Origin of the sequence: Frankia sp. AgKG'84/4, assembly GCF_023242965.2 — a bacterium.
Taxonomy (GTDB): domain Bacteria; phylum Actinomycetota; class Actinomycetes; order Frankiales; family Frankiaceae; genus Frankia.
In genome coordinates this window covers 1-1,684 of record NZ_JALKFU020001041.1, presented here as the reverse complement: position 1 = coordinate 1,684, position 1,684 = coordinate 1, and the positions used below count along the sequence as shown (strand labels likewise).

The 1,684-nt window shown below is 73.3% G+C and carries 2 protein-coding genes; both read right to left on the bottom strand.

Annotated features, from left to right (window positions below; translation table 11 throughout):
* Nucleotides 1-191, bottom strand: a 191-nt coding sequence (locus MXD58_RS27115) for a hypothetical protein (RefSeq protein WP_250610736.1), incomplete at its 3' end; no start/stop codon positions are given.
* A 102-nt stretch (nt 192-293) separates the two neighbouring features.
* Nucleotides 294-1,502, bottom strand: a complete 1,209-nt coding sequence (metK, locus tag MXD58_RS27110; RefSeq protein ID WP_248839063.1) for a methionine adenosyltransferase — start codon at nt 1,500-1,502, stop codon at nt 294-296.
* Nucleotides 1,503-1,684: the final 182 nt, after the last annotated feature.

Here is a 1,684-nt window from a genome sequence, read left to right as displayed (position 1 = left end):
TCCCGGGGGCGTTCCGAGGCCCGGCCGGGGCGGGGTGGCGTGGTCATCACGACCAGTGTGGCCAGCTGGGGCGACGGGTGTGCACCGCGGTGCACACCATGGCCCTGTCCTGTGGCGACCACAAACCGCGAGGACACCACCACCACGCTTCCCACCACCACGCTTCCCACCACCACGCTTCCCACCACCATGCTTCCCACCACCATGGCGACGCCCTCGTGCGGACGGGTGATACCCGCCGGCCGGGCCGCGGGCGCGGCCCGGCCGAAAGGTGGGCGTGGCGGTGGCTGGGCTCAGGCGCCGGCGGCGGCGCGCAGGGCGTCGGCGCGGTCGGTGCGCTCCCAGGAGAACTCCGGCAGCGGCCGGCCGAAGTGCCCGTACGCGGCGGTCTGGCGGTAGATCGGCCGCAGCAGCTCGAGGTCGCGGATGATCGCCGCCGGGCGCAGGTCGAAGACCTCGGAGACGGCCCGGGTGATCTCGGCCACCGGGACGGTCTCGGTGCCGAACGTCTCCAGGAACAGCCCGACCGGCTCGGCCTTGCCGATGGCGTAGGCGACCTGCAGCTCGGCGCGCCGCGCGAGACCGGCGGCGACGATGTTCTTGGCGACCCAACGCAGCGCGTAGGCGGCGGAGCGGTCGACCTTGGACGGGTCCTTGCCGGAGAACGCGCCGCCGCCGTGGCGGGCGTAGCCGCCGTAGGTGTCGATGATGATCTTGCGGCCGGTGAGGCCGGCGTCGCCGATCGGGCCGCCGATCTCGAACCGGCCGGTCGGGTTGACGAGCAGCCGGTAGCCGTCGACCTCCACGCCGAGGTTCTCCTCGGCGAGGCGCTTGAGTTCGGGCTCGATCACGTGCGCACGGACGTCCGGGATGAGCTGGTTGGTCAGGTCGACGTCGGGCGCGTGGTGCGCCGAGACGACGACGGTGTCCAGGCGCACCGGGCGATCGTCCTCGTCGTACTCGATCGTGACCTGGGTCTTGCCGTCCGGGCGCAGATAGGGCAGGACACCCTCGTGGCGCACCGCGGACAGGCGCTGGGCCAGCCGGTGGGCCAGCGTGATCGGCAGCGGCAGCAGGTCGGGGGTCTCGTCGCTGGCGTAGCCGAACATGATCCCCTGGTCGCCCGCGCCCTGCTGGGCCAGCGCGTCCTCGCCGCCCTCGACGCGGGACTCATACGCCTGGTCCACGCCCTGGGCGATGTCGGCGGACTGCGCGCCGATGGACACGAGCACGCCGACGGTCGCGCCGTCGAAGCCGGTCGCGGCGTCGTAGCCGATGTCGATGAGGGTGCGGCGCACGACCGCGGTCACGTCGACGTGGGCGGAGCTGGTGACCTCGCCGGCGACGTGCACGTGGCCGGTGGTCAGCAGCGTCTCCACCGCGACCCGGGACCGGGGGTCGCCGGCCAGGTAGGCGTCGAGCAGCGCGTCACTGATCTGGTCGGCCAGCTTGTCGGGATGGCCCTCGGTGACGGATTCGGAGGTGAACAGACGGCGGGACATGGAACCTCGCTTCGTGGGTCGGCGACCGCGGTCGCGGTGTGCCGGCGACGGACGTGAACGTGGACGTGGACGTGACGGGTGGCGTGCGGCCCGGCCCTGGCCGTCCGGCCAGCCCGGCGCTGTCCGGTGGCGCCAGGCCGGGGGATCGGCCTGAGGACGCGGGAGGGGTGTGGGCTGGACGC